Source organism: Bradyrhizobium diazoefficiens USDA 110 (genome assembly GCF_000011365.1).
Lineage (GTDB): Bacteria > Pseudomonadota > Alphaproteobacteria > Rhizobiales > Xanthobacteraceae > Bradyrhizobium > Bradyrhizobium diazoefficiens.
Genome location: NC_004463.1, coordinates 7,637,284 through 7,656,071 on the forward strand (window position 1 = coordinate 7,637,284; position 18,788 = coordinate 7,656,071).

The 18,788-nt window shown below is 64.5% G+C and carries 14 protein-coding genes and 3 pseudogenes; 5 read left to right on the forward strand and 12 right to left on the reverse strand.

The genetic code is table 11. The annotated features are described in order from the left end of the window. Nucleotides 1-26: 26 nt before the first annotated feature. The 6 genes from BJA_RS35160 to BJA_RS42705 all read right to left on the reverse strand — a co-directional run bounded on the left by BJA_RS35160 (nucleotide 27) and on the right by BJA_RS42705 (nucleotide 7,743). The gene (locus BJA_RS35160) at nucleotides 27-1,118 is read right to left on the reverse strand and encodes a hydrogenase small subunit (protein WP_011089680.1); all 1,092 of its coding nucleotides are present in this window, start codon (nucleotides 1,116-1,118) and stop codon (nucleotides 27-29) included. A 197-nt stretch (nucleotides 1,119-1,315) separates the two neighbouring features. Further along, nucleotides 1,316-2,755: a nickel-dependent hydrogenase large subunit gene (locus BJA_RS35165; RefSeq protein ID WP_011089681.1), complete on the reverse strand. Its 1,440-nt coding sequence runs from the start codon at nucleotides 2,753-2,755 to the stop codon at nucleotides 1,316-1,318. Continuing rightward, entirely contained in the window at nucleotides 2,752-3,768 is a 1,017-nt protein-coding gene (locus BJA_RS35170) for a HupU protein (protein WP_011089682.1), read from the reverse strand. Before BJA_RS35170 ends, BJA_RS35165 begins: the two co-directional genes overlap by 4 nt. Before the next feature lie 67 nt (nucleotides 3,769-3,835). After that, nucleotides 3,836-5,158 (reverse strand): DUF3422 domain-containing protein, encoded by a 1,323-nt coding sequence (locus tag BJA_RS35175; RefSeq protein WP_011089683.1) that lies wholly within the window; start codon nucleotides 5,156-5,158, stop codon nucleotides 3,836-3,838. A gap of 112 nt (nucleotides 5,159-5,270) precedes the next feature. Continuing rightward, entirely contained in the window at nucleotides 5,271-7,319 is a 2,049-nt protein-coding gene (locus BJA_RS35180; protein ID WP_236842126.1) for a methyl-accepting chemotaxis protein, read from the reverse strand. Nucleotides 7,320-7,485: 166 nt separating this feature from the next. After that, the gene (locus BJA_RS42705; protein WP_162494148.1) at nucleotides 7,486-7,743 is read right to left on the reverse strand and encodes a hypothetical protein; all 258 of its coding nucleotides are present in this window, start codon (nucleotides 7,741-7,743) and stop codon (nucleotides 7,486-7,488) included. A 3-nt stretch (nucleotides 7,744-7,746) separates the two neighbouring features. Between BJA_RS42705 and cybH the strand changes: the two genes are divergently transcribed. Then, a complete protein-coding gene (gene cybH, locus BJA_RS35185; protein ID WP_038965636.1) occupies nucleotides 7,747-8,472 on the forward strand; it encodes a Ni/Fe-hydrogenase, b-type cytochrome subunit in 726 nt (241 codons plus the stop codon). Here cybH and BJA_RS35190 read toward each other — a convergent pair whose 3' ends face one another. The 3 genes from BJA_RS35190 to modD form a co-directional block, all read right to left on the reverse strand. Further along, nucleotides 8,473-10,788, reverse strand: a complete 2,316-nt coding sequence (locus BJA_RS35190; RefSeq protein WP_011089686.1) for a TonB-dependent receptor — start codon at nucleotides 10,786-10,788, stop codon at nucleotides 8,473-8,475. After that, nucleotides 10,769-11,914 (reverse strand): HoxN/HupN/NixA family nickel/cobalt transporter, encoded by a 1,146-nt coding sequence (locus tag BJA_RS35195; RefSeq protein ID WP_011089687.1) that lies wholly within the window; start codon nucleotides 11,912-11,914, stop codon nucleotides 10,769-10,771. The genes BJA_RS35190 and BJA_RS35195 overlap by 20 nt, the downstream gene beginning before the upstream one ends. Before the next feature lie 286 nt (nucleotides 11,915-12,200). Then, on the reverse strand, nucleotides 12,201-13,130 hold the full coding sequence (gene modD / locus BJA_RS35200) for a ModD protein (RefSeq protein ID WP_051000265.1): 930 nt from the start codon (nucleotides 13,128-13,130) through the stop codon (nucleotides 12,201-12,203). A 235-nt stretch (nucleotides 13,131-13,365) separates the two neighbouring features. On the opposite strand from modD, the gene modA reads away from it, so the two are divergent. The 4 genes and pseudogenes from modA to BJA_RS43310 form a co-directional block, all read left to right on the forward strand. Next, on the forward strand, nucleotides 13,366-14,118 hold the full coding sequence (gene modA / locus BJA_RS35205) for a molybdate ABC transporter substrate-binding protein (RefSeq protein ID WP_011089689.1): 753 nt from the start codon (nucleotides 13,366-13,368) through the stop codon (nucleotides 14,116-14,118). A gap of 5 nt (nucleotides 14,119-14,123) precedes the next feature. Next, a complete protein-coding gene (gene modB, locus BJA_RS35210; RefSeq protein ID WP_011089690.1) occupies nucleotides 14,124-14,810 on the forward strand; it encodes a molybdate ABC transporter permease subunit in 687 nt (228 codons plus the stop codon). Next, nucleotides 14,807-15,895, forward strand: a pseudogene (gene modC, locus BJA_RS43305) (molybdenum ABC transporter ATP-binding protein); the annotation flags it as partial. The gene modB and the pseudogene modC, both read left to right, overlap by 4 nt. Before the next feature lie 105 nt (nucleotides 15,896-16,000). Then, a pseudogene (locus BJA_RS43310) lies at nucleotides 16,001-16,453 on the forward strand (DUF2478 domain-containing protein); the annotation flags it as partial. Between the two features lie 75 nt (nucleotides 16,454-16,528). Here the strand turns inward: BJA_RS43310 and BJA_RS43315 are convergent. The 3 genes and pseudogenes from BJA_RS43315 to BJA_RS35225 all read right to left on the reverse strand — a co-directional run. Next, nucleotides 16,529-17,359 (reverse strand): annotated as a pseudogene (locus tag BJA_RS43315) (alginate export family protein); the annotation flags it as partial. Nucleotides 17,360-17,391: 32 nt separating this feature from the next. Then, complete coding sequence (locus BJA_RS35220) at nucleotides 17,392-18,324, reverse strand: hypothetical protein (protein ID WP_028174182.1); 933 nt, start codon at nucleotides 18,322-18,324, stop codon at nucleotides 17,392-17,394. Then, complete coding sequence (locus BJA_RS35225) at nucleotides 18,324-18,788, reverse strand: DoxX family protein (RefSeq protein WP_011089694.1); 465 nt, start codon at nucleotides 18,786-18,788, stop codon at nucleotides 18,324-18,326. The genes BJA_RS35220 and BJA_RS35225 overlap by 1 nt, the downstream gene beginning before the upstream one ends.

Genomic DNA, 18,788 nt, shown 5'->3' on the forward strand with positions numbered 1-18,788 from the left:
GTTCCTACCCTAGTGTTTCTCTTCGCTCAGCTGTTGTGGTCGGCGTCTTCGCGCTTGGTCGCGAGCCGCTTCACTGCGGTCACGGCCGCATGCGCGGCCACCGCGGCGCCGACGGCGCCCGCCGCCACCATGCCGATCTGATCGGCGTTCTTCTCGATGCCGAACTGCTTGATGTTGGTGAGACGGTCGTAGAACGAGCCCTTGTCCCAGAAGCCGTCCTCGGAGCAGCCGATGCAGCCGTGGCCCGACTGGATTGGGAAGGACACGCCGCCGTTCCAGCGCACGGTCGAACAGGCGTTGTAAGTGGTCGGGCCCTTGCAGCCCATCTTGTAGAGGCAGTAGCCCTTGCGGGCGGCCTCGTCGTCCCACTCCTCGACGAACTGGCCGGCGTCGAAATGCGGACGGCGGTAGCATTTGTCGTGAATGCGCTGCGAGTAGAACATCTTCGGCCGGCCCTGGCGGTCGAGCTCGGGCAATTTGCCGAAGGTGGTGATGAAGGTGACGACGCCGGTCATCACTTCGGCGATCGGGGGGCATCCCGGCACCTTGATGATGGGCTTGTTGGTGATGACCTTGTCGATCGGCGTCGCCTGTGTCGGATTGGGCTTTGCCGCCTGCACGCAGCCCCAGGACGCGCAGGCGCCCCAGGCGATGATCGCCATCGCGTCCTCGGCCATCATCTTGAGCTTCTCGACGAACGGCTTGCCGCCGTCGATGCAGAACATGCCGCCTTCGTTCAGCGGCGGATTGCCTTCCACCGCGAGGATGTACTGGCCTTTGTGCTTGGCGCGGGTCTCCTCGAGGATGGCCTCCGCCTGGTGACCCGCGGCCGCCATGATGGTGTCGTCGTAGTCGAGCGAGATCATCGACAGCACGGCATCCTTGACCAGCGGGTGCGCGGACCGGATGAAGCTCTCGGAGCAGCAGGTGCATTCGAGGCCGTGCATCCAGATCACGGGCACGCGCGGCTTGGTCTCGAGCGCGTTCGCGATGCGGCTCGCCGCCAGCGGCCCGAGCCCGAGGCTCGTCGCCGTCAGGCTGCAAAATTTGTGAAAGCTCCGACGCGTGATGCCTTGCCGCCTGATCACGCTGTAAAACGTTTCCGTCGCCGCGCCCATGTATCCTCCCGCCTTCGCTTTGACTTTTCGATGACGCCAAGGACAGCAAGAAGCAGGCCAACAGCCTGGAGCGATTCAAAAGTGGAGAGATTCCAGAACGTTGGGTGTTTGAATTGCTCGCAGGAGCGGTACACGAGGACGCTGGAGATACGAGAAGCGGAAACAATTCGATTTGCAGCCGGCAACGAAGTTTCCGGTCAGTGCGCGGTGCACACCATGCAGGGATCGAACGAGCGCACGATGTGCTGGATCGCGACCGCACGTGGGCCGGCATCGCCGACATCGGTGCCGACCAGCGCCTGCTCCAGCGGGCCGCCGACGTCGAAGGAATCGCGCGGCGAGAAATTCCAGGTGGTCGGCGCGATGATCTGGTAGCGCTCGATCCTACCCTGGCTTACCGCCATCCAGTGCCCGAGACTGCCGCGGGCGGCTTCGACGAGCCCGACATAGCTTCCGTCGGGGATCTCGCGCGCATTGTTGCAGAATGGCTCCGACAATCGCAGCGCGCGCGTCCACTGCTCCATGGCCAGCGCGATGCGCGCGGTCTCGATCAGCCGGGCGATCACGCGGCTGCGCACGTTGGTGCCGTCGCGCGCGACCAGATCAGTGATCAGCGCCTGACCGGCCACCGTCTGGCGCGCGATCGCGCCGACTTCGATCGGCTGGCCCGACAGCCGCGGCGCCTTGCACCAGCTATAGGCCGCCGGCTTGTCGGGATCCGGAACCGTGCTGCTATGGGCGGGATCCGCGGAGGAATCCCGCATCCAGGCGTGCGAGACGTCCTCGGTGATCTGCGTCAGCGGCAGCGGTTCGATCGTGGCGCACGGACCGAACAGGCCGCGTGGAAACAACTCGCCGTCGACGCCATGATAGGCGCCGTAGCTCATCATCAAGCCAGTGCCCCTGCCGAGCCCGGTCAACGCAAGACTGTCCGCAAGCCGCAGGAAATGGGCGAAATCGCCGCCGCGGCCGTCGCGCCAGCTATCCAGCTCGTCCGCGGAGGCAATCGCCAGCACATTCTCGAGCGAGTCCGCGAAGACGACACGCTCGAGAAAGCTTCGAAAGGCCGTCGTGATCGACAGCAGCCGGACGCGCTCGCCAAGGTCGATGGCGCGCGTCGAGCCGCCTGGCTGGAACGCGAGGCTATGCGGCCATTTCCCGGCGATGATGCCCATGGTCTCGAGCAGCCGCGCCCGCGCCGGCAGGGCATCGCGCGCTGCGCTGCCGCGGGTTGCTGCAAAGCGCTCGCGCGTCTCCGAGTGCCAGCTGTGCGCCGCATAGGCCTCGCGGGCAAAGTCGGGCATGAAAAAGATATAGAAGTGGGTCAGATGGTCGGCCGCATTCTCCGCCGCATGGGCGATGTTGGTGGCGAGCAGCCCGTTGGGCGCAGCCTCGATCGACATGGCGTCGCGCAGGGCGGCAGCCGCCGCGACCGATTGCGAGACCGAGCAGATGCCGCAGATCCGCGGCGCCAGCGCCAGCGCATCGAGCGGTGGCCGTCCCTCCAGGATCTGCTCAAAACCACGGTAGAGCGGCGCCGTCACCTCGGCGCGCATGACGCGGCCGCTCTCGACGTCGAGGCGGACTTCGAGATCGCCCTCAACACGGTTGAACGGGCCGATCGTGATCCGCGTCATGGCTTGCCCTTGGCCGTCGAACGGCCCGGCGGCACGACGACGTGGTCGGCGGTCGCATTCAGCCGCACGCGCCGCGGCGTCGCCGACTTCGACAATGCCGCGAGCGCGACGAACCAGGCCTTTGGCATGTCAGTCGGCAAACCAACCGGAATGCCGGCGAGCTTGGCGGTCTCCAGGAAGTTCTGCGCCCCTTCGAATCCCGGCGAGGTGCAGGCGATACAGGCATAGCCGCCCTTGGTGCAGGAGCCGCCGCCGTTCCAGGAGCGCTGGTTGCAGTCGCCGACCGCCTGCGTCGCCTTGCAGCCGAGATGCTCCATCAGGCAGCCGCGCTCCGACATCGTCTCGGCGCTCGCCTTGAACTCGTAGAACTCGTTGCGCGAACAGCCGTGATGGGCAAGATGATTGGCGATGAATTTCGGCCGTCCGTAACCGTCGAGATCGGTCGCGGCAAGATCCTTGCTGGTCAGTGCTAGGATGGTTTCCATCATCCAGCCAGGATGCGGCGCGCAACCCGCGACATTGATGACGGGCAGACCGAGTCGCGAACGGAAGCCCGCGCCCAGCGCGCCGCCGCTGTCGGAACCTTCGAACTGCAACCCCACGGCATCGGTCGGGTTCGATCCCGCGGCCGGCACGCCGCCATAGGCAGCGCAGCTTCCGACCGCGATCACGTAGTCGGCGAGCGGCGCGAGATCGAGCATCCAGCGATAGACCGAGCGGTTGGTGCCCGCGAGCATGTTGAAGCGGCCGCTGTCGTTCGGGCCGCGGGCGACGGAGCCTTCCAGCAAGAGCAGATCCAGCTGCACCTTGCCGTCCAGAACGGACTGGAGCACCTCGACCGCTTCCTCGCCCGTCTCTTCGCTCACTGACGGATGCCACAGCAGGTTGATGCCGAACTGCCTCAATTCGTCGAACCAGCCGGAGGCGCCGCTTTCGAGGATCGACATGGTGCAGCCGCCGCAACTGGCTCCCTGCAGCCAAAGCACGTTGGTCGTCCCATCCGATCGGCTCATGGCTCCTCCTTAGCCCGCAAGCATCCGTCGCTCGTAGCACAAGAGCAAGGCTCTGGCTTGAGGGAACTCAATCATGCCCACCCGACGTCGCGCCGTCATGCTTCAAGTGCCGCTGGCGAATCCGGTGCGTGACAATCCAGGTGACGCCGATAGCGACCGGCACGAACAGCGCGGTCGCCAGCGACGGCTCGACATGTACGCCGCCGTCATGCGCGCCCTTGGCAAGATACCCGAACAGGCTGACGACGTAATAGCCGATCGCTGCCACCGACAGGCCCTCGACCGTACTTTGCAGGCGCAATTGCAGCTTGGTGCGCTCGTTCATCGAACGCAAGAGGTCACGATTTTGCTCCTCCAATTCGACGTCGACGCGGGTGCGCAGGAGGTCGGCGGCGCGCGCAAGCTTGATCGACAAATTGGCCTGACGCTCCTCCAGGGCGGCGCAGGTCCGCATCGCCGGCGCCATCCGGCGGGCGAGAAACGACGACCAGGTCGGATAGCCTGCGATCTCGCCGCCTTCGATCACCCCAAGTCGAGCCTGCACGATGTCGTAATAGGCCCGGCTGGCCCCGAACCTGAACAGGCTGCCGGCGGCGCCGCGCTCGAGCGAGGCGGCGAGCGCAGTCAGCTCGGTCAGAAGGTGATTGTTGAGCTTGAGGCCCTCCGCACCCTGCATCTCCTCGAGCACCTCGACCAGTCGGCGCCCGATGTGATCGACCGATGGTGCGAGTTCGAGCGCAGCCGGCAAGCCGAGCAGCGCCAGCGTGCGATAGGTCTCGATCTCCAGCACGCGCTGCACCAGAGCGCCCAAGCGGCCCGGCGACAGGCCGTCGTTGCAGATGAGGATGCGAACAAAACCATGGTCGTCCGCGCGAAAGTCGGAGGCGACCACGGCAGATCCGCTGCGGACCGCCGCCATCGCGAGGCTGCCTCGTTCGAAAACCTCCTGGGCACGCTCCAGCGCCGCCGAGGTTTGCTCGACCCCGAGCTTGACCGCGACCAGCAATTGGCCGGACTGCGACAGGGAGCGTATCAATGCGGCGGGCCCATCGCCGATCTCGCCGAAACTCCGAGCGGACGTATCCGCGTTGCCGAGGATCCAGGTAAAGGTGGTGAACTCCGAGTGCTGCTCCCAGCGCAGCTGGATCGCGCCGATAGCGACCTGATGATGTTTCGTTCCTTCATCCGGCGGCTCCTGCCCGTGCGACGTGCAGAACGCGACAAACTTCTGCCGATTGGCGGCGGCAACCTCGCCCTGGCTGAGAAAGGCAAAGCGCAGCACGGTGAGCGGCGCCGTCAGCCGGGTGAACGGGCGGGCATGCACCTCGCCCAGCACCGCACCACGCTGCGGGTGCAGCTCAAAACCGGCGAGATCGAGGTCACGGTTCATCGGTGGTCCCTTGGGTAGGCGCTCTCAGGCCGCGGTGTACCGCGAACCTCGCCATTCACTACCACAACACACCCATGCTCTTGCAATCACCTGTTGGCAGGATAGGCCGACCTCAGGCTGCGGCAACATTGGCCATGAAACCGTCGAGCTCGACGCGCAGGCGCTGGCTGGCCTCGGTCAGGCCGCGGGCCGATTGCAGCACGGCGGAGGCGGCCGCGCCGGTCTCGGTTGCCTCGCGATTGACCTGTTCGAGATTGGTCGAGACCTGACCGGTACCGGAGGCCGCATGCTGGGCGCTGCGCGCGATCTCCTGCGTCGTCGTCGTCTGCTGATCGACGGCGGTCGCGATCGAGCCTGATATCGACGAGATCTCCCCGATCGTGCCGGCGATCGTCTTGATCGCCGCGATCGATTCACCCGTCGCCTGCTGCATGCCCTGGATGTGCGCGCCGATCTCCTCCGTGGCGCGCGCCGTCTGACTGGCGAGCGATTTCACCTCAGAGGCCACCACCGCAAAACCGCGGCCGGCATCGCCTGCACGCGCCGCTTCGATCGTGGCGTTGAGCGCCAGCAGATTGGTCTGCTCCGCGACCGCCGTGATCAGTTTTACGACGTCGCCGATCCGGTGCGAGGCCTCGGACAATGCGGCAATGCGCACGTCCGTGTCCCGCGCCTGTTGCACCGCACTTTCCGAGATGTCGTTGGAGTTGCGCACCTGTGAGCGAATCTCGTTGATCGAAAGCGACAGTTCCTCGGCGGCGGCGGCGACCGAACGGATGCTGCCGACCGCTTCCCGGGAAGCGCCAGCCACCGCTGTCGTCAAGTCGCCGGTCGCTTCCGCATTGCGCGACAGCGTCGAGGCGGCGGCTTCCAGTTGCCGGGCCGAGCTCGATATGTCGTTGACGATGTCGCCGACCGCGGTCTCGAACGTGCCGGCAAATCGCGTCAGCTCCGAACGGCGAAGCTCCGCTGCCGACCTGTTGCGCTCCTCGATCTCGGCCGCCTCCCGCTCGGTGCGCTCGATCGCCTGGCGCTTGAACATCTCGACGGCGCCGGCCATTTTGCCCACCTCGTCGCGGCGGCCGAGGCCCGGCAGCACGATCTCGTGCCTGCCGCGGGCGAGTTCCGTCATGGCAGCGCACATGGCGATCACGGGACGCGCAATGCCGCGTCCGACAGCGAAGGACAGCACGAGGCCGATGGCGATCGATGCCAGCGCCAGCGCCACTACGACCGACTGGCCGCTGGCGATCTGCTCCGACGTCTTCTTTTCAGCCTCGGCCTGCTCGGCCAGTGCCACGCGCTTGAGCGAGCTCGCCGCCCCCGACAGGCTATGGCGCAGCTTCCACATGCTTTCCACGAGGCGGTCGATTTCCTGCGCGGACGCCACGACGCGTGCGACGCTTTCGCCATAGAAGGCGAGACGATCGGCAAGCGCCTTCTCGCCGATGGCGTCCATCGAGCGCAACGCGCCGCGATCGACCAGGCGCTTGATCGTCTCGAGGCGTTGCGCGGCGGCCTGCGCCAGCGCGTCATCATGGCGCTTCAGCTCGGCGGTTGCGAGCAGATCAACGACCTCAAAGCGGTTGAGCGCGCCTCCGATTTCATCAGCATCGCCGGGCGATACCTTCGCATCCGCAAGGATGGATTTGATCGCACGCGACTGATCTTCCATCACGGTACCCGACCGGCTGATCTCCGACTGCAAGGCCAGCACCTTGTTGAAGGCGTCGGTATAGGCGCGATAGGCCTCGAACAGCTCCTTGATGGACTGCTGCCAGCTCAAGGTGGAGGTCTCGGTCTTGGCCGCGGTAATGGCTCCTTCCAGCCTTCGCCTCGCCTCCTCGGCCGCAGATTCCGCCTCCTTGGTGCCAGCCATGGCGAAATAACGCGCGTTGCTCTGATAGGCGGACAGGGAACTGTCGATCTCGCGCGCGTAGTCGGACTCTGACATGCTAACCCGGTAGACACCGAAGCCGTCGAGGATCTTCTCATAGCCGAACCAGGCGCCGGCCATGGTGACGGCCGACAGCAGCAGCACGACCGCAAAGCCGATCATGATCTTTGCCCGGATCGACACGTTGGCGAAGACCGGCTCGCTCTTGGGAAGACTCATGGCGGCGGCGTTCATCCGCCCATGGCCGTGAAATAGGCCTGACATCGACTGCCCATCCCGGGCAAAAACGCGTGCAACGAAGCTCAGATTCATTTCGCAATACCCGTTCTCGGAAAGCTCGCAATGATGCGACGATGCGGCCACTCCCCTAATCATCGGTAAATCGAAAACTGCTGCTCCGCAGCGAACGAAGCCTCCAACGCGGCGACGCTCAGCGTTGCGCCGCGTGCAAATTGAACGACTGCGCCGCTTGCGATGAAGAAACCGCAAGCAGTTTCAAGCAAGGCCTGAAAGGCGAATTTCCAGCATGAGATAAAACATGTTTCCATTTCGACGCATCATGCGGCGCATAAGCGCTGTACGAATTTTTTTCGCGGCGGGGATTTTGCAAGAGAGCGCGCGCGATATTGTCGGAAAGAGTGAGCTGATTCGTTTGTTCCTGCGTCGGATCGCTTTTGGGCAGGAGCAATCGATGACTGAGATTTCCGAGATTCCCGGCACGCTCGATGCGATCGGCGCCGCGGGGACGAGCCGCCAATCGATCTATGTGTACGAAGCGCCGGTGCGGATCTGGCATTGGCTTAATGCCGCGCTCATCACCATGCTCGTGATCACCGGCTATCTGATCGCCTCGCCGCTGCCGTCGATGCCGGGAGAGGCTTCCAACTGGTACACAATGGGCTATATCCGCTTCATCCATTTCGCGTCGGGACAGGCGCTTGCCGTTGCCTTCCTCTATCGCATCTACTGGGCGATCGTCGGCAACGCTTATGCACGGCAACTCTTCGCGCTGCCGTTCTACAACCGGATCTGGCGCTGGGGTTTTCTATACGAGCTGCGCTGGTATCTCTTCCTGGTGCGCTACCCGAAGAAATATGTCGGCCATAACCCACTCGCCAATACCGCGATGTTCCTGTTCATCCTCGCGATGGTCGGGATGATCATGACCGGATTTGCCCTTTATGCCGAGGGCGCTGGCATCGACAGCCTGTGGTATCGTTTCTTCGGCTGGGTGTTCAAGATCTTTCCGAACAGCCAGGACGTCCACACCATCCATCATCTCGGCATGTGGTTCATCGTGGTGTTCGTCATCCTGCACATCTACGCCGCGCTGCGCGAAGAAATCATGTCGCGCCAGAGCATGCTGTCCGCCATCATCACCGGCGAGCGCACCTTTCGCGACTCCCGACCTGACTAGCTAGAACGTCCCCGCGACCGTCAAGCGGAACGACAGCGGCTCGACCGGATGCAGCACGTAATCCATCACTCCGTTCCGGCAGACCGCGGCGGGCGCAACGCCGCCGGTGCAGAGATTGTACAGCGCGTCGGTCTTGAGCAACGAACCGTAGGCATAGGTAATCTGGTTCGCTCTTGCGTCGAACAGATTGAGCACGTCGAGCTGGATGCGCCAGCCATTGTCAGCGCGGTAGCCGAGGCGGCCATTGAAGATGCCGGTCGCTGACGAGCGGAACGCATTGTCTTCCGTCAGCGGGCTCGCCGCCAGATAGCGCCAGCGCAATGATCCGAACCAGCCGGTCTTTTCGCCGAGCGTGATGCCGGCGGACGCCACCATCGGCGGCGCGTTCGGAATGTAATTGCCGGGCGCGTTGCCGATCTGCGCCTCCGGATAGCCGGCGAGCGCGGCGTAGACCTCCGCCTGGTCGCTGTCATAGCCGCGGAAGCGCGCACGGGTCATCGCCAGATCGGCGTCGATATCGATCCAGGATCGCGGCCGGCAATGGTTGGTCCACTCGAAGCCATAGCGGCGGCTGGCGCGGGTCGCCTCGGTGTTACCGGCATCGCCGGAGAACAGGATCTCGGAATCCTGGTCGAGGATGAAGACGCTGAACGAGGTGTCGAGGCCGGGAATGATCCTGCTGCGAACGCCGACCTCAGCGCCCCTGGTGCGCACCAGTAGCGGCGACGGCGAGAGCTTTGTGGCGGGATCGCTGGGGTCTTCCGTCGTGGTGGCGCCGCGGGCGTCGTTCGAGTGCATGCCGTAGCCTGCGCCGAGGAAGAATTCGGTCTGGTTGAAGGGACCGAGCACCATCCGGAATTTCGGGCTGCCGAGCGAGGCATCAGCGTGGCCGGAGTTGTTGGAATTGAACAGCGAGATGACGTTGGCGGCATAATAGTCACCGCGCCAGCCGACGGTGGTCCGAAGCCAATCGGTCCAGCGCAGGGTATTTTCGGCGTAGACGCCGACGCTGCCTTCGCCGACCTTGTCGCTGCGGACGCTGGAGAGGTAGCTGCGGTGGACCGTGTTGGTCAGCGCCAGATCAATCGCGTCATAGCGCGATTGCAGGCCGACCGTGGTCTGCATCGGCAGGCCCGCAAACGAGCCGTTCAGTGTACGGGAGATATTGGCGCCGGCCATCAGGCGGTCGTCGTGCTGGTGAAACTGGTCGCCGAGCACGGGATCGCTGAGGTAATAGGTGAAGTTGTTGAAAAGATCGAGCTGGCTCTTCACGACATAGGCATTGGCCTTCCATGAGCCGAGCTCGTCGCTCTGCGCGACGCGGCCCGAGAGCGCGAAGCGGTTGGTGTTTCCGCCGTCGGTCGAGTCTTCCGAGCCGAACCGGTCGAGAAAGCTGCTCGTTATCGCGCGCTGCGGCACCTGGTCGGTGGAATTCCATTTGTTAGCATAGGCCATGCCGGTGACGGTCAGGCCATCCGTCGCGGTGCCCTGGCTAAAACGCACGAGACCGTTGAGCTTGCGCGCATTGTCCGGATTGTCCCAGGGGCCGTTGTAGGTGCCGATCTCGCCGGCGACGAGCACCGCGCCCTCACCGAGCTTCGCGGAGTCCATGCCGAGCAGACGCCGATAGCCAAAGCTGCCGGCAGTCACCTGTGCGAGGCCCTTCTCGGTGCGGTCGATCAGGCCGATGCGCACGCTGCCGACGGAGGCGAAATCGCTCTCGTCGGCGAAGTACGGGCCCTTGCGCACGTCCATCGCGCTGATGGTCTCCGGGATCAGCCAGTTGAGATCGGCATAGCCCTGGCCGTGCGCGTGGGTGCGCATGTTGACGGGGACGTCGTCGACATAGATTGCGAGATCGGTGCCGTGGTCGAGATTATAGCCGCGCACAAAATACTGGTTGGCTTTGCCCTCGCCGGAATGCTGGGTCACGATCAGCCCCGGCACGGCTTCGAGCACCTCGCCCGGCCGCGTGAAGGGGCGCGCATTGAGCTCTTCGCCGGAGACGGTGAGCGCGCTGGCCATGCCCGGCGGCCCCTCTGGGCCGGAGGCGACACTGCGGGTGCCCGACGCTGGCGCTGCTGCCGGATACACAAAGATCCGATGACCGGCCCGTGTCGATGTGCCGGCGTGCCGCGACGCGGGCGGCCTCTTGTGACGCGGTGTCTGGCCGGCAAAAATCTGGACCGGCGGCAGTTCGCGCAGGCCGCCATCGCTCTGTGCGAAGGCGTTGCCGTCAACCACGAGGAGCCAGAGGGCTGAGAGTACCGTCGGCGGACCGCAGCGTCGGCAAGACTCAGACCGCCTCGGTCGCATCAGCGCATTCCAGGACTTCCGTGTCGGCAAGGCCCGAGCTGCCCGCAATTAGGCGGCGGTAGAGCACGATCGAGAGCAGCCAGGCGATCGCGAACAACGCGATCACGGCGAGGCCGACATTGGCGAGCGACTCGTTGAGGGCGTCGATCAGCGTCCACACACCGCCGGAGAGATCGAGCCGGTTGCCGATCAAGCCCAGTGCCTCAATGCCGCCGATGAACAGCGCGACCGCGACGGAAGCGCCCGTAATGGTGAGGTTGTACCAGAGCTTTCGCATGGGATCGACGAAGGCCCAGCGATAAGCGCTGACCATCAGCGTCGAGTCCGCGGTGTCGACCAGTGCCATGCCGGCGGCGAACAGCGCGGGAAAGACCATGACGTCGGCGAGCGAAGCGCCGCGCGCGGCCTCAGAGGCGGAGATGCTGAGCAGGCCGATCTCAGTTGCAGTGTCGAAACCGAGCCCGAACAGGAAGCCGAGCGGATACATGTGCCAGGGTTTTGTCACCAGGCGGAACATGGGGCCGAGCAAGCGCACCAGGATACCGCGATGAGCCAGCAATGCATCGAGCCCGGCGGCGTCACGAATGCCCTGCTCGCGCGCCTTGCGAAAGGTCCGCCACAGGCTGGCGAAGATGGCGAGGTTGATGGCCGCAATCACCAGCAGGAACAGCGCCGACACCGATGCGCCGATGAAGCTGCCGATCTCCTTGAGCAGGCCATCACCGCCAAGGCTCACCACGCCGAGCGCGAGGAGCATGGTCGCGACCACGACCACGCTGGAATGGCCGAGCGCGAAATAGAGGCCGGCCGATCGCGGCGTACCGCCCGTCTGCATCAGGCTGCGCACGACGTTGTCGATGGCCGCGATGTGATCGGCATCCACAGCGTGGCGCAGGCCGAACACCCAGGCGAGCAGCGCGGTCGCCATCACCACAGGCCGGTCGGCGAACAGCGCGAAAGCCCAGGCCCATGCGACGATGTTGGCGGTGATAAGCCCACCGAAGAGAACAGCGGGACCGGCACAGGAAGCAGTCCGAGACCGTTCGCTCCGTCGATGCGCATTGGCCAAGATCAGCACTCCCCTCGTATGATCTTTTTCTAAACCCGTCATACTGAAGGGCAACATTCGGGCCAGACAGCGGTCCTCCGCGGACGCGCTTCGCAATTGGACGCAAGCTAATGTCTTCAAAGAAGAAACGGTCTCAGCCGTATTCTTGAGGTTTTAAGACTGCAATGCGCGATCCGGAAACCAAGTAGCCAATAGCGCAAACATAGTTTGACACTCATAGCGAACGATTGGCAGCACCCGCCAAGGCGGTCCTTGCCCATGCAGCATCGCGCAACGAGAGTGCGTCAGAGGAAGGAGATCGAGGCCTTCCAGCCTGAAGAACCATTGAACGAGGAGAGTATGCTCACGCTCGCAGGCGGTTTGTGTCACCAGGCGTTGAATTTACCTGACAGTGCGCATGAAGAGAGGACACCTTGTCATCGGTAGTCGCGATCCGCACCAGCACATCCTTCGGTTTCGCAAGATAGGGCGATGAAGTCACCAGGATATCGGCCCCAGCCTCTGCGTAGGCCGCGGCATTAGCCGCATTGACTCCGCCGGCGGCGGCGATGATGGGACGTTCGCGCGTATACGCCATCACGGCTACGCGCTTGACTAACGCAGCGACCTCGGCCGGCGAAAACTTCTCGGCCTGGATCACGTCGAAGCCGGCGACCGCTGCGGCAAGTGCGGCATCAGCGGTATTCACCTCGATCACGAGCTTCTTCTCTGGCGCCGCCCGGCGCAACCGCTCAACCGTCTGAAACAGCGGCTGTTGGCCAAGAAAGGCCCGGTGCTCGGGAAAGACCAGCACCGTCTCCGAGAGGCCGAGCCGGTGCATCACGGCCCCGCCGGCCTTCACGGCCGCCACAGCAAAGCGCTTGGTACCCGGCACGTTCTTGCGCGTGCAGGCAACCGGAATATTTGGTGCGACCGCCCTTGCCGCGTCGACGATGGCGCGGGTCTCGCTGGCCACGCCTGACCAGATCTCGATCAAGGTCTGCGCCACCTTCCAGCTCTTGAGCAGCGCCGCGGCCGGACCGCACGCTTCAAGGATCGGCGCGCCCTGCTGCAGCGCCGAGCCGGATGCGGCACAAAGGTCGACGCTGCAGCCAGACAGCTCGATGATTTTGGCGGCATCCTCGGCGAGCGCGAGCACCATCGGCGCGCGCGCGGAAAGACGCATGACGCCGTCAACTGCGCCGATCCCCAGTGCCTCGGTGGTAAGATCACCGTATGGAACGTCGTCTTCCAGTAAACGTTCGAGCTCGGCGCGCGATGCAACGGTAGCCATATTGTGCTTCCCTTCGATCGTGTCAGCTTGCCGACCACATTGTCGGAAATCCGACACAGATAGTCAGTCCCGCCGCGGCACTGGGCGGAAACCCCGCTCTTTCAACGCCCGTTCCTGCAAGGCGCACACCAAGCTTCGTCCGCGCATCCGGCACGCCGATTGCTGAGCCTGCAATGGCCGGCGCCTCGCAGCAATCGGGCTTTGCGGAAGCGGTTGCCGTCCGTTGGAGTTCATCATGAGACTGTTTCGCTCGATCGCCTTCTTTGCGGGCCTGCTGCTCGCATCCGCGCCGGCGCAAGCCGCGCAGACTAACGTCGCCGTGGCTGCCAACTTCACCGAAGCCGCGAAGGAGATCGCAGCCGTCTTCAAGCAAAAGACGGGACACGAGGCGGTGCTGAGCTTCGGTGCGAGCGGACAGTTCTACACGCAGATCACACAGGGCGCGCCATTCCAGGTATTCCTGTCCGCCGACGATTCGCGCCCGAAGAAGCTTGTCGAGGACGGCCTTGCGGTCCCGGACAGTCGCTTCACCTACGCGATTGGCAAGCTCGTGCTGTGGAGCAAGTCACCCGGCATCGTGACGGGCGAAGAGACGTTGAAGGCTGCGGCCTTCGCAAAACTCTCGATCTGCAATCCGGCCGCGGCGCCCTACGGGCTCGCCGCCGTGGAAACCATGAAGTCGCTCAACCTGTACGAAAGCCTCAAGCCGAAGCTGGTGGAGGGCGCGACCATCACCCAGGCCTATCAGTTCGTCGAGACCGGCAACGCCGAGGTCGGCTTCGTCGCGCTGTCGCAATTGACCGGCCGCGATGCCGGGTCGCGCTGGGTGGTGCCGGAGGCGCTCTATGATCCGATCCGCCAGGACGCGGTACTGCTGAAGAGCGGCGCCGGGAACGAAGCCGCCAGCGCGTTCATCGCCTTCCTCAGGAGCCCCGAGGCACGCTCCATCATCGAGAGATACGGCTACGTGCTGGACGGGCAGAGCTGAAGCGCATGGAGATATGGTCGACCGAGATCCGCCAGTCGGTTTTGCTGACGGTCGAGCTCGCCGCGATCTCGACCGCGATCCTGCTGGTGCTGGCCACGCCACTGGCCTGGTGGCTGGCGCGCGCCAAGGGCTGGTGGACCGAGATCATCGCGAGCATCGTCGCACTGCCGCTGGTGCTGCCGCCGACCGTGCTCGGCTTCTATCTGCTGGTCCTGCTTGGCCCGGAAGGGCCAGGCGGATGGATCGCGCAATTGTGGGGCGGACGCACGCTCGCCTTCACCTTCGAGGGCCTCATCATCGGTTCGGTGGTCTATTCCATGCCGTTCGTGGTGCAGCCGATCCGCAACGCCTTCACCGCAATGGGCGAGCGGCCGCTGGAGGTCGCGGCGACCTTGCGTGCCTCGCCCTGGCACGCGTTCTGGACGATCGCGGTGCCGCTGGCGCGGCCGGGTTTTCTCACCGGCGCCGTGCTCGGCTTCGCGCATACCGTCGGCGAATTCGGTCTGGTGCTGATGATCGGCGGCAACATTCCCGGCCGCACCAAGGTGCTGTCGGTCGCGATCTTCGACTATGTCGAGGCCTCGCGCTGGCGGGAAGCGAGCCTGCTCGCCGGCGGCATGGTGATCTTTGCCTTTGCGGTGATCCTGACGATGACGCTGATCGACAGGCACAGCGCCAGGACCGCCTCGTGACGGCCGACGGGCGCGGTCGTATCGACGCCGCCTTTCGCGGTCGGCTGGGACGCTTCGTGCTCGATGCCAGCCTGAGCGTGCCCGCCACCGGCGTCACCGCGATCTTCGGCCCGTCCGGCTGCGGCAAGACCACGATCGCGCGCTGCATTGCCGGGCTGCAGCGCCTGTCCGACGGCTTTTGCGCGATCGACGGCGAGATCTGGCAGGACGGCATGGCGTTCCGGCCGGCACATCGGCGGCCGGTCGGCTACGTGTTTCAGGAGCCGAGCCTGTTTCCGCATCTCTCGGTGCGAGGCAACCTGCTCTACGGCGCGCCGAAGGCTGCCGCTACGTCGATCGGCTTCGACGAGGTGGTGGAGTTGCTCGGCCTCACCGCGCTGCTCGGCCGCTCGCCGCACCGCCTTTCCGGTGGCGAGCGTCAGCGGGTCGCGATCGGCCGCGCCCTGCTGTCGCAGCCGCGGCTGCTGCTGATGGACGAGCCGTTGGCCGCGCTCGACCGTACCACCAAGAACGAGATCCTGCCGTTTCTCGAGCGCCTGCATGAACGGCTTTCGCTGCCCGTTCTCTACATCAGTCACGACATGGCTGAAATCGAGCGGTTTGCCGACTACCTGGTTCTGATGGAGCGCGGGCGCGTCGTTGGCGCAGGGCCGCTCCATATCCTGCAAAGCGACCCTGCACTGCCACTGGCGTACAGCCGCGACGCGGCGGTCAGCATCGATGGCCTGGTGGAGGCTTATGACGAGCGTTACGGTCTGCTCACGCTCGCCGTCAACGGCGGCCTGCTGCATGTGCCGTCACATCGCATCGCCGTCGGCGCACGGCAACGGCTCCGCATCGCGGCAAGCGACGTCAGCATCGTCAGGGCGCGGCCCTCGGAGAGCTCGATCCTCAACATTCTGCCCGCGCGCATTGTCACACAATCGCCGCCTGGCGCAGGCGAGGTCACGATCGTGCTCGGGCTCGACTCTGATGGATCGGGCGCCCCGATCCTTTCGCGCATCAGCAGCCGGTCGCGGGATTTGCTTGGACTATCGGACGGCATGGCCGTCTTCGCCCAGGTCAAGGGCGTTTCACTGGTCCGGGCATCCGGTTGCGCGATCGGTAATATGGGGCCGACGGCGCCAGGGCAGCTCGACCATTGCTCAACTCAGGATACCGGCGTACGAAGCGAAGCAGGGACCACAGCCATGCCTATTGATTTCGCCGAGATAGACCCGAACCGCGTTGCCGCCATTCTCTACCGGCCGCAAGACGACCTCGACACGTTGCTCGCCGATTTCGCGCAAGACCTGGTGCGGGCGGGTGAACGCATTGGCGGTATCGTCCAACGCAACATCAAGGACGGAAGCGGCTGCCAGGTCGGCATGCAGGCTATCGACCTCATGACCGGCCGCGAGATCTCGATCTGCCAGCCGCTCGGCAGCGGCGCCATGGCGTGCAAACTGGATGCCGCCGGTCTTGCCGACGCATCCGTCGCGGTCGCAAGCGCGATCGCGCAGGATGTCGACCTCATCGTGATCAACAAATTCTCCAAGCAGGAAGCCGCCGGACGGGGCCTGCGCGATGAGCTAGCCGGCGCCATCGCCGCCGGTATTCCTGTGCTGACCGCCGTACCCGAAAAATGCTTCGAGGCCTGGATCAGCTTCACCGGCGGGATCGGCACGACGCTGCTCTGCGAACGTCAGGTCATCGAAGCATGGTGGCGCGACACCTCTTCGCGCATGAAACGCATGCGCGAAGATCATGACGCGGTCGTCGCCCAATGCATCGAGATATCTGGCGCTCTTCCGCTCGTACAGCGAGTAGTAGCCCGACAGCTCGTTGTCACCCATGACCTTCCGCTCGACCCGGAGCGTGCTGAAGCGGAAGTTGTCGTTCGAGGTGTCGTCGAAAGGACGAACGTCGAAGTATTGGACGGGGCGGCTGACGAAGCCGATGAAGCGCCAGACGCCGGTTTCCCAGTCGGCCCAGAGCGCATCGAACGACTGCCGGACATTGGGCCCGTCCCGCGACGACACGAAGCGCTGCAGGTCGAACGCGAAGTCCTGTCGCCCGACGCGTGCCTTCAGCGTTCCGCCGGAGAACGTGTTGACGTATTCAAGGAAGGCAAGACGAAGGTCGGCACGGTCCTGGTCGACAGGGGAGATGCTGAGCTTGTCGAAGGCCCGATCGTCCTCGAGCTGCACGAAGGCGCGCCAGTTCTCGTTGAAATGAATGTCGGCGTGGACCTGCAAACGCTGTATGAGATAGCTGTCCGAGGACGTGTTGCCGGTGCCGAACGCCGCTGCGCTATTGGTCTCGAAGCGTTCGCGCAGCGTCGCCCCCAGCGAGACGTAGCTTTTCGGATCGGTGGCCCAAAGCGGGATGTATTTGAGCCCGTCAAACGGTTCGGTACGCAACCTGGGATCGGCAAGGACCGACCAGTCCTCTGCCCAGCGGTTCGCCTGGATCGCCGGCCGCTTGGAGACCGCAGCGTCCTCGGCCCGCGCGAACCCGACGCCGGCGCCAAGGGTCGCAAGCGTCAGAACGATCCAGAAGTTGCGCATATCGCCCCGTGCCAGCATCGGCGGACGTCACCTCATTTGGCGTCCGCCCGCGATGCACTCTTCGGGCCAAGGGAGTGGATCTCGGCGACGTACCCGCCGGGGAACATGACGAACGCAGCAGACCGGCTGCTCGACGTGTAGGATTCGACCAGCACCGTGGCGCCGGCGTCCTTCGCCTTGCCGAGGGTGGCTGCGAGGTCAGCGACTTCATAACCCGTCGTCTCCCGACCGTAGGGATAGGGCAGATGACCGTCGGTGACCAACACGACCATCTTCCCGAATGGGGACTCGATCCGGATGCGCCGGTAGGTCAAATCGGGTCTTCCGATCTCGACGCCGGGCGCCTTCGCGTCGTCCGAGACGACCTTGCCGCGGGAGAAGGCAAGAAAACTCCGGGTGAAGGCGGCGGCCCTGTCGGGCGAGACGTATACGCGATTCTCCGGAATCCGCTCGAAGGGAGCGTAGTCGGGTTTCGTCGTATGCCAGTAGAGCTGGAGGTTGACGCCGCCGGGCCACTGGACCACGGCATCGCGCCCGATGGGATCCGGGAAGGTGGAGACGATCACGTCAGCCCCCGCAGCGCGGGCCGCCTTGATCGCCTCGTCCATGTCGCCGACGAGGTAGCCGTTACGTTCGGCCCCGAAAGGATAAGGGATGGGCGTCTTGAAGCCGAACAGCGAGACGGTGCCGACAGGCGTCTGCAACAGTTGCGACGTGGTGCTGCTCGGCGTGGGCGTTACGGTTGCCACCACCTGCTTGGTGCTCTTGCCGCCAAACGTGGCCAGAAAACTGGATACGAACTTGTCCACGTCCTCAGGCGCGACGTAGACGTGCGTTGTGTCGTATTGCGGGGCAACGGCAACAGCCTGCTCCTTCGACTTCGTTGCTTCCCTGGCGACGACCGGCGAGCTCACCGCGACAGCCGCCGCCAACGCCACGACAGCGAACATCCGTGTTGATTTCATCAGGAAACTCCTTGGACGGATTGAGATCGCGGCGCCCGGTCCGGGTGATGCGAAGTCTCATTGGACAGAATCGATACGATGACAAGGCCCGCAATCAAGCCGAGATGCTCGAAGAAGGCATTCGTGGCCATGAATCTCTCATGGCCGCCCATGGTCCAGAACGCGTTTGCGGTGAGCATCGCGACGAACGTCAGGATGCCGAGCCCGCCGGCCCCCAGCCACACGAAACGATTCACGACGACAAGCAGAGACCCGCCGAGTTCGACCACGATAGCGGCGGTCGCCCACAGCCAGCCCGGATACAGGCCGAAATGTTCCTGCTCGGCCACCGCGCCCGCGAAATCGAGCAGTTTGATGAAGCCGCCGAGCAGATAGGCCGATACCAGGGCCAGCCTGGCCGCATGCCACAGAAGCGGCCAGCGCAGGATCACGGAGATCCGGTTCGGTGTGGCTGCGGCAGGCAT

Bases quoted from the DNA above. Each gene is read 5' to 3' on its own strand.
- BJA_RS35160 (WP_011089680.1), bottom strand. From the start codon at position 1,118: ATGGGCGCGGCGACGGAAACGTTTTACAGCGTGATCAGGCGGCAAGGC.
- BJA_RS35165 (WP_011089681.1), bottom strand. From the start codon at position 2,755: ATGACGCGGATCACGATCGGCCCGTTCAACCGTGTTGAGGGCGATCTC.
- BJA_RS35170 (WP_011089682.1), bottom strand. From the start codon at position 3,768: ATGAGCCGATCGGATGGGACGACCAACGTGCTTTGGCTGCAGGGAGCC.
- BJA_RS35175 (WP_011089683.1), bottom strand. From the start codon at position 5,158: ATGAACCGTGACCTCGATCTCGCCGGTTTTGAGCTGCACCCGCAGCGT.
- BJA_RS35180 (WP_236842126.1), bottom strand. From the start codon at position 7,319: ATGTCAGGCCTATTTCACGGCCATGGGCGGATGAACGCCGCCGCCATG.
- cybH (WP_038965636.1), top strand. From the start codon at position 7,747: ATGACTGAGATTTCCGAGATTCCCGGCACGCTCGATGCGATCGGCGCC.
- BJA_RS35190 (WP_011089686.1), bottom strand. From the start codon at position 10,788: ATGCGACCGAGGCGGTCTGAGTCTTGCCGACGCTGCGGTCCGCCGACG.
- BJA_RS35195 (WP_011089687.1), bottom strand. From the start codon at position 11,914: ATGTTGCCCTTCAGTATGACGGGTTTAGAAAAAGATCATACGAGGGGA.
- modD (WP_051000265.1), bottom strand. From the start codon at position 13,130: ATGGCTACCGTTGCATCGCGCGCCGAGCTCGAACGTTTACTGGAAGAC.
- modA (WP_011089689.1), top strand. From the start codon at position 13,366: ATGAGACTGTTTCGCTCGATCGCCTTCTTTGCGGGCCTGCTGCTCGCA.
- modB (WP_011089690.1), top strand. From the start codon at position 14,124: ATGGAGATATGGTCGACCGAGATCCGCCAGTCGGTTTTGCTGACGGTC.
- BJA_RS35220 (WP_028174182.1), bottom strand. From the start codon at position 18,324: ATGAAATCAACACGGATGTTCGCTGTCGTGGCGTTGGCGGCGGCTGTC.
- BJA_RS35225 (WP_011089694.1), bottom strand. From the start codon at position 18,788: ATGCCTGCCGCAGCCACACCGAACCGGATCTCCGTGATCCTGCGCTGG.